The 8,529-nt window shown below is 71.3% G+C and carries 7 protein-coding genes; all 7 read left to right on the forward strand.

The genetic code is table 11. From position 1 onward, the window contains the following. Positions 1–732, forward strand: a 732-nt coding sequence (locus ACFWGZ_RS36800) for a sensor histidine kinase (RefSeq protein WP_382456210.1), incomplete at its 5' end; no start/stop codon positions are given. Continuing rightward, entirely contained in the window at positions 729–1,127 is a 399-nt protein-coding gene (locus ACFWGZ_RS36805) for a roadblock/LC7 domain-containing protein (protein ID WP_382456211.1), read from the forward strand. The genes ACFWGZ_RS36800 and ACFWGZ_RS36805, both read left to right, overlap by 4 nt. Continuing rightward, the gene (locus tag ACFWGZ_RS36810) at positions 1,124–1,663 is read left to right on the forward strand and encodes a DUF742 domain-containing protein (protein ID WP_382456212.1); all 540 of its coding nucleotides are present in this window, start codon (positions 1,124–1,126) and stop codon (positions 1,661–1,663) included. The genes ACFWGZ_RS36805 and ACFWGZ_RS36810 overlap by 4 nt, the downstream gene beginning before the upstream one ends. Positions 1,664–1,733: 70 nt before the next feature. Further along, positions 1,734–2,321: a nitroreductase family protein gene (locus tag ACFWGZ_RS36815; protein ID WP_382456213.1), complete on the forward strand. Its 588-nt coding sequence runs from the start codon at positions 1,734–1,736 to the stop codon at positions 2,319–2,321. After that, complete coding sequence (locus ACFWGZ_RS36820; RefSeq protein ID WP_382456214.1) at positions 2,318–5,233, forward strand: BTAD domain-containing putative transcriptional regulator; 2,916 nt, start codon at positions 2,318–2,320, stop codon at positions 5,231–5,233. Before ACFWGZ_RS36815 ends, ACFWGZ_RS36820 begins: the two co-directional genes overlap by 4 nt. A 545-nt stretch (positions 5,234–5,778) precedes the next feature. Beyond that, positions 5,779–6,327, forward strand: coding sequence for a Uma2 family endonuclease (locus ACFWGZ_RS36825; RefSeq protein ID WP_382456215.1), 549 nt, complete (start codon positions 5,779–5,781; stop codon positions 6,325–6,327). A 139-nt stretch (positions 6,328–6,466) separates the two neighbouring features. Next, on the forward strand, positions 6,467–8,529 hold a 2,063-nt coding region (locus ACFWGZ_RS36830), incomplete at its 3' end, for a germacradienol/geosmin synthase (protein WP_382456216.1).

Genomic DNA, 8,529 nt, shown 5'->3' on the forward strand with positions numbered 1-8,529 from the left:
GAGCTCGACCACCTGGCCACCCGCATGCGCCGCAACAACGAGAACCTCATGGTGCTCTCCGGCGGCGAGGTGGCCCGCAGGTTCCACAAGCCGATCCCGCTGACCGACGTGCTGCGCGCGGCGGCCGCGGAGATCGAGCAGTACCAGCGGGTCGTCGTGCACACGGCGCCGAACGCCGAGGTCGTCGGCTACGTCGCGAGCGACCTGGTCCGCCTGCTCGCCGAGCTCCTCGACAACTCGACGGCCTTCTCGCCGCCGAACTCGCAGGTCTCGATCAGCGCGTCGATCGAGGCGGGCGGCATCGTGCAGATCGACGTGGTCGACCAGGGCATCGGCATCGACCAGGAGGCACTGGCCGTCGTGAACGAACGCCTGGCCGCGGCGGGCGAGGGCGCGGACGTGCAGGTCTTCCGCGAGATGGGGCTCTTCGTCGTCGGCAGGCTGGCCGCGCGCCACCAGATCGTGGTACGTCTCGACGCCCACCAGGGCAAGGGGACTCGCGCGATCGTGTTGGTTCCCGCCGAACTGGCACCACGACGGGAGGAGTCCTGGGAGTCTTTCCGGGGAGAGGCGATCGGGCAGCGTCAGGCATCCTGGTTCCAGGCACCGACGGCCGCACCGAAGCCGCCTCCCGCCCCCGCACGGCAGACACCGGAGTCCGCCAGAGGATTCCTCAACGCGTTCCAGAGCGGGGTGCAGCGAGGCCTTCCCGACCACCAGGAGAGTCGATGAGCACGCAGGTGGACCAGTTCGGCTGGCTGGTCACCAACTTCGCCGAACGCACGCCCGGCATCGAGCACGCCGTGGTGATCTCGGCCGACGGCTTGGTGCTGATCTCGTCGTCGAAGCTCCCGCCCCAGATCGCCCCGCAGTTCGCGGCGATCGTGGCCGGCGTGGTGTCCCTGGCCGAGTCGGCGTCGCAGTGCTTCGCCGGTGAAGCGGTGGTGCGCACGGTCGTGCAGATGGACCGGGGGGTGATGCTGATGTCGTCGATCAGCGACGGCTCGGTCCTCGCGGTGCTGGCGTCGTCGTCCTCCGACGTCGCCCAGGTCGCCTACGAGATGACGGTGGTCGTGCGCCAGGTGGGCCAGATGCTCACGCCGGAACTGCGGGCAGAGCTGGCATGAGCGGAGAGTCCGACGAGCAGGTCAACTTCGGTGACCTGATCAGCGGTTTCAGCTTCGACAGCGAACGGATCCGCAAACGCGGCCGCGGGGCGAAGAAGGCCTCGCGCGCGCCGGAACCCGTGCTGGAGCAGCCGGACCCGTACGCGACCGCGGTCTTCGAGCCGGTGCCACCGCTGCCCTCGGTCGAGTCCGGGGTCGACACGTCCTCGTCGATCGTGCGCGCGTACGCGTGGACCGGCGGGCGGACCGTGTCCGAGGTGCACCTCGAGATCGAGTCGCTGGTGTCGGTGAACGAGCGGTCCTCCACCGCCGTCCGGCCGGAGCACCAGGACGTCCTCGCGCTCTGCCACTCGCCCCGGTCGGTGGCGGAGATCGCCGCGCTGCGCGGGTTGCCGCTGGGGGTCACCAAGGTCCTGCTGGGGGACATGGCGGCGCACGGGCTGATCGACGTGCACCGGACCGCTTCCTCGCAGGGCGGGGACCGGCCGGACGGGCAGTTGCTGGAGCGGGTTTTGGCCGGGTTGAGGCGGCTCTAGGCCCGGTGCGGCTCCCCCGGTGCGGGTTCCCGGCGCTGCTACGGTCGGGAGCACATCTGGGGAGGCAGGCGTGGAGTTCCAGGACGTCGTCCGCCGCCGGCGCATGGTGCGGAAGTTCACCGACGAGCCGGTCAGCGACGAGAGCATCCAGCGGATCATGCGCAACGCGGTGCGCGGGCCGTCCGCCGGGTTCTCGCAGGGGCAGGGCTTTCTGGTCCTGCGGGGGGAGTCGCTGCGGCGGCTCACCGAGAACTTCGAGTGGTGGGGCGGGGAAGACGCCAAGAAGGCGCCCGTCGTGGTGATCCCGTTCTCGGCCAAGGACGTCTACCTCGACCGGTACGCGCAGGCCGACAAGGGGTGGACCGACCGCAGCGAGGACCACTGGCCCGTGCCCTACTGGGACATCGACACGGGCATGGCGTCGCTGCTGATCCTGCAGACCGTCGTGGACGAGGGCCTGGGGGCGGTGTTCTTCGGGACGAACCGGGAGCAGTGGCCTGCTCTGCGCGCGGAGTTCGGGGTGCCGGAGACCTACTCGCCGATCGGGGTCATCGCGATCGGGCACCCCGCCGAGATCGGCATCTCGGAAGGGGCCTCGCCGCGGACGCGCAAGCGGGTGCCGTTCGACGAGATCGTGCACTGGGGTCAGTGGGCGTGAGGTCGTTCGGCCTGCTCGGGCCGTTGGACGTGGTGCTCGACGGGCGCCGCGTCCACGTGCCGCCCGGCAAGCGGCGGGTGGTGCTCGCGGCGTTGCTGCTGCGGGCCGGGCGGGTCGTCGGGGCCGACGAGCTCGCCGAGCTGGTCGGCGGGTCGCGCCACGCGCTGCAGACCACCGTCGGGCGGTTGCGGGAGGACCTCGGGCGGGCCGGTCTGGTGCTCACCAGGTCCGGCGGGTACCTGCTGGACGTGGCGGCCGAGGAGGTGGACGTCCACCGGTTCGACCTGCTGCCGCCGCGGGAGGCGCTGCGGCTGTGGCGGGGCAGGCCGTTCGCGGACATCGGCAGCGACGCGCTCGAACGGGACCACGTGCCCGCGTTGACCGAGAAGTACCTCGCGACGCTGGAAGCCCGGATCGAGGCCGACCTGCGCGACGGCGCGCACGAGCGGCTCGTGCCCGAACTGCGGTCGCTCACCGGGCAGCACCCCGCCAGGGAGCGGTTGTGGGCGCAGCTGGTCGTGGCGCTGCACCGGTGCGACCGGCAGACCGAGGCGGTGCAGGTCTACGAGGAGGTCCGGGCGACGCTGGCCGACGAGCTCGGCCTCGACCCCGGCAGGGACCTGCAGCAGGCCCACCGGCAGGTGCTCACGGCCGACCACCGGCCCAGGCCGCGCAACGACCTGCCCGGCGACATCGCCGACTTCGCCGGGCGCGGCGACGACCTCGGCGAGATCCTCGCCGCCGTGCCGTCCGGGTGCGTCGCGATCACCGCGATCGACGGCATGGCGGGCATCGGCAAGACGACCCTCGCCGTGCGTGCCGCGCACCGGCTCGCCGCGCGGTTCCCGGACGCCCAGCTGTTCGTCGACCTGCACTCCCACACCGCGGGTGTCGAACCGCGCACGCCGTCGGACGCGTTGCTGGCGCTGCTCACCGCGCTCGGCGTGCCCGCCCACGACGTCCCGGACGGCCTGGACGCCCGCGCCGCGCGGTGGCGGGCGGAGATGGCCCACCGCAAGGCACTCGTCGTGCTCGACAACGCGGGCAGCGCGGCCCAGGTCCGTCCCCTGCTGCCCGGCACGGGCCTGGTGCTCGTCACGTCGAGGCGCCGGCTCGTCGACCTGGACGCCGCGCACACGGTATCGCTGGACGTCCTGTCCGAAAAGGACTCACTGGACCTGCTCGCGAGCATCACCCGCAGGAACGTCGACGACTGCGCGGAGATCGTGCGCCTGTGCGGCCACCTCCCGCTCGCCGTGCGGATCGTCGGCGCCCGCTGGCGCACCAGGCCGGCGTGGTCCGCGCACGACGTCGCCCGGCGCCTCACCGCGCACCGGCTGACCGAGCTGGCCGCGGGCGAGCGCAGTGTCGCGGGCGCGTTCTCGTTGTCCTACCGGCAACTCACGGCCGATCAGCAGAAGCTGTTCCGGCGGCTCGGGGTGCACACCGGCGAGGACTGGGACGCGCACCTCGCCGCGGCTCTGATCGGGTCGACGCGTGCGGAGGCCGAACGCCTGCTCGACGAGCTGCTCGACGTGCACCTGGTGCAGCAGAAGGACAACGGCCGCTACCGCCTGCACGACCTGCTGGCCGACCACGCGAAGGCCGAGGCCGGGCCTCAGGAGCGGGACGAGGCGGTCGTCCGGCTCCTCGACCACTACCTGCGCGGCGCGGAGGACTCCGCGCGCCGGATCGCGCCCGGCCGCCCGAAGTTCCCCTCCGCGGTCACCGCCGAACCCCTCGACCCGCCCGTGTTCGCCGGTCCGGTCGAGGCCCTGGCGTGGCAGGGGGCGGAGCGGCGGAACCTCCGGGCCGCCGTGTACCTGGCCGCGTACGAGGGGCACTACCGGCACGCCTGGCAGCTGCCGTCCCACTTCGCGCACTACCTGTGGCTGAGCGGAGCGGGACGGGAACGCGTCGAGGTGCAGAACGTCGCGCTCGCCGCGGCGCACGCCCTCGGCGACCTCGCGGCGCGGGCGGAGGCGTTGCGGGGCCTGGGTTCGGCGTACATGGACGACGGCAACCCGAAGGCGGAGGAACACCTGCACGAGGCGATCGCCCTCCTGCGGCAGATCGGCGACGTGCGCGGCGAGGCGTCGGCGACGGGACTGCTCGGCATGATCGCGCGCGAACGGCACGAGTACGACGCGTCGATGGAGCACTTCCACCGAGGTCTCGCGCTCATGCGGCAAGCGGGGGCGCCCACGGGGATCGCCAACGCGCTGCACAACATCGGCATCAACCACGCCGAGCTGGGCCGGACGAGCGAGGCCCTCGCGCACATGCGGGAAGCGGCCGCGCTGGTGGAGGAACGCGGCGACGTCCGCGAGCTCGCGGTGACGTTGAACAACATCGCCCACGCGCACTTCGACGCCTACCAGGACGACGAGTGCCTGGCGTGCATGGAACGGTCGCTCGCCGCCTACCGGGAGTGCGGCGACCGGCGCGGTGAGGCGCTCGCCCTGGCCGACTTCGCCCGCTGGCGCTACGAGATGGGCCACCTCGACGCCGCCGGTGCGCTGGCGCGGGACGTCGCGAGGCTCTGCCGGGAGTACACGGCCCTGCCCGACGACGAAGCCGTGCTGGCCGCGATGAGCGAGATCCGCGACCACGTCGGGCAGATGACGCTGTTCGTGGCGCTGTCGCTCGACGCCCTCACCGCCGGCCGTCCGGCCGAGGCGATCGCCTACCTGGAGCGGTTCCAGGGCCTCGGGAACGTGCGCCGCTGGTGGAGCGACGAACGCGTGCTCGACCAGTTCGCCGCCGCCCACCTCGAGCTCGGCGACCGCGCGGCGGCGGTCCGGTACGCGCAGCGGGCGGTGGCGGCCGCGGAGCGCGGCCACCAGCCCCGTGTCCTCGCGGTGGCGCAGCGGACCCTCGCTAGAGCGAAAGCGCCAGCGCCACCAGTGTGAGCACGGCCGCCGCCAGCACGGCGAACGCCACCCACTGCCGCATCCTGTCGCCGGTCCTGCGCATGTGCCGCTCCCCTCGGTGGTGGTGCCACCGAGGGTGTGGGAAGCCGCCCCCACGTCGTCCCCACCGCGATCACACGGACCGGCCCGCAATTGCCGAGAGGCCTTTTCGCGGTTTTTCGCGCGGTCGGTGTGAGCTATTGCTCCGAGCGAGTGCTTGGCCGTCTCGAAAGATTCCGTTAGGGTCGCATTTCCAGGTGGTCGGCGGTTCGGGTGGCGTTACCGGAAATCGCCCGAAAATTGATCGAAAATTAGCCACTTATTCGATTGAAACCATCTTGCTGCTCCGTCCGGGTGGTGGCGTCCACGGCAGGACCAGCCGGTGCTCACCCTGCGGGACCGCGCAGGTCGGGGCGTGTGCGTGCAGTGGTGCGGGGTCGGCCGAAAGGGGCTTGCGAGTCGTGCGGATCGGACCAGTCTTGTCTAATGGCATCGCCGGGACCGCTCCGGCGGACGGTGGCCTCGACCAGGGGGTGGAACGCACCATGGGTGGTGTCCCGACGTTTCCCCGCGGCAGACCGCTGACGTGGGCGGACCTGGAGTCGATGCCTGATGACGGGCACCGTTTCGAACTCGTCGACGGGGTGCTGGTCGTGAGCCCCTCACCCCGCCCCGTCCACCAGCGCGTCGTCGCCCGCCTGCTGGTGGCGCTGACGGCTGCCTGCCCGCCGGAGCTCGAGGTCCTCCCCGCCCCGGTCGACGTGGTGCTCGCCGACGACACGGTCTTCATTCCCGACCTGGTGGTGGGCCGGCGCGAGCAGTTCACCCGGCAGGCGCTCATGGGGCCGCCGGTGCTGGCGGTCGAGGTGCTGTCGCCGCGCACGCGGCACGTGGACCTGGAGCTGAAGCGGGCCAAGTTCCAGGAAGCCGGCTGCGAGAACTACTGGATGATCGACTACGACGGCCCGTGGCTGCGGTGCCTGCACCTGGAGAACGGCGGCTACGTCGACCAGGCCCGTTCCGCCGGCGAGGAGGTCGTCGAACTGCGGTTCCCGTTCGCGGTGACGCTCAGCGCCCAGTCCCTGGTGCGCTGAGTGCTCGTCACGGGGATTCCGTTGCTCTGATCGGGCGACACACCTGCACCCCCGTGTGGATCATGGTTCCACCATCTGGCGTCCGCGGGCACCGGGCTGGTTGCGTTCCGAGCGTCCCGCCCCACGCCCGGAGGTCCCATTGCAGCCGTTCCAGCTGCCGGAGTTCTACACGCCCCACCCGGCCCGGCTGAACCGGAACCTCGAACGCGCCCGCGTGCACACCCGGGCGTGGGCGCGCGAGATGGACATGGTCGACGTCCCGCAGCACGGCACCGTGATCTGGACCGCCGACGACCTCGAGTCGCACGACTACGCGCTGCTCTGCGCCTACACCCACCCCGACTGCGACGGCGAGACGCTCGACCTGGTCACCGACTGGTACGTCTGGGTCTTCTACTTCGACGACCACTTCGTCGAGCTCTACAAGCGCAGCCCGGACATCGGGAGCGCGCAGGCCTACCTCGACCGGCTGCCGCTGTTCATGCCCGTCAGCGGGGTCGTCACCGAGAAGCCGGTCAACCCCGTCGAGAAGGCTCTCGCCGACCTCTGGCGCCGCACAGTCCCCGCGCACTCGCGCGACTGGCGCGAGCGGTTCGCCGCCAACACCCGCCACCTGCTGGACGAGTCGATGTGGGAGCTGCACAACATCAGCGCCGACCGGCTCGCCAACCCGATCGAGTACGTCGAGATGCGGCGCAAGGTCGGTGGCGCGCCGTGGAGCGCGAACCTGGTCGAGCACGCCGTGGGCCTCGAAGTACCGGCGCACATCGCGGGGACGCGGCCGATCCAGGTGCTCAGGGACACCTTCAGTGACGCCGTCCACCTGCGCAACGACCTCTTCTCCTACGAGCGCGAGGTCCTCGACGAGGGCGAGCTCTCCAACGGCGTGCTGGTGTTCGAGAAGTTCCTCGGCCTGCCCACCCAGGAGGCCGCCGACACCGTCAACGACCTGCTGACCTCCCGCCTGCACCAGTTCGAGCACACGGCCCTCACGGAGGTGCCCGTCCTGCTCGAGGAGCACGCCGTCGACCCCGCGGGCCGCGCGGCCGTCCTGGGCTACGTGAAGGGCCTGCAGGACTGGCAGGCGGGCGGCCACGAGTGGCACCTGCGGTCGTCGCGGTACATGAACAGGGGTGTGCCGCTCGGCATGTCCGCGGCGAGCATCCTCGGCTCGTACGTGAAGACCATGCCGCAGCGGCTCGGCCAGTTCACCAGCACGCCCAAGGTCGTGGAGCGGTACGAGCTGCCGTCGTTCGACGTCCCGTTCCCGCTGGCACTGAGCCCGCACCTGGACCGGGCGCGGGACGAGGTCGCGCGCTGGGGCGTCGAGCAGGGCTTCACGAGCGAGGGCGTGTGGGACGAGGAGAAGCTCCGCGGCTTCGACTTCCCGCTGTGCTCGGCCGGCATCGACCCGGACGCGACGGCGCAGGAGCTGTTCCTGTCCGGCTGCTGGCTCACCTGGGGCACGTACGCCGACGACGTCTACCCGCTGTGGTTCGGCAGGACGCGGGACCTGGCGGGGGTGAAGACCCAGACGGCGCGGCTCAAGGCCTGCATGCCGCTGGACCTCGTGCAGACCGTGGACCCGGCCAACGCCACCGAGCGCTCGCTGGCCGACCTCTGGCAGCGGACCGCGGCGCCGATGACGCCGGCGTTTCGTTCCACGTTCCGCGACACCGTCGACGCGATGCTCGACAGCTGGGTGTGGGAGGTGGTCAACATGCACCACAACCGCATCCCGGACCCGATCGACTACGTGGAGATGCGGCGCAGCACGTTCGGATCGGAGCTCACGACCTCGCTCAGCCGCTTCTCGCATTCCGCGACCGTGCCGCCGGAACTGTGGGGAACACGGGCCGTGCAGACGCTGGAGCGGTCCGCCATGGATTACTGCACGATGCTCAACGACGTCTTCTCCTACACGAAGGAGACGCAGTACGAAGGCGAAGTGCACAACATCGTGCGCGTCATCGAGAACTTCCTCGGCGTCCCGCAATCCCGCGCCTTCGAGATCACTCACGCGTTGATGGACGCCCGGCTGGACCAGTTCGTCAGGGCGGCCGGCGAGCTGTCCCGCGACCCCGGCCTCGTCCGGTACGCGGACGAGCTGAAGGACTGGATCGCCGGGATCATCCACTGGCACCAGCGGACGAGCCGGTACGACGAGGCCGGAGGGCCCCCGGTCTTCGTCCAGGGGCCCTC

Source organism: Lentzea sp. NPDC060358 (assembly GCF_042725365.1).
Classification (GTDB): domain Bacteria; phylum Actinomycetota; class Actinomycetes; order Mycobacteriales; family Pseudonocardiaceae; genus Lentzea.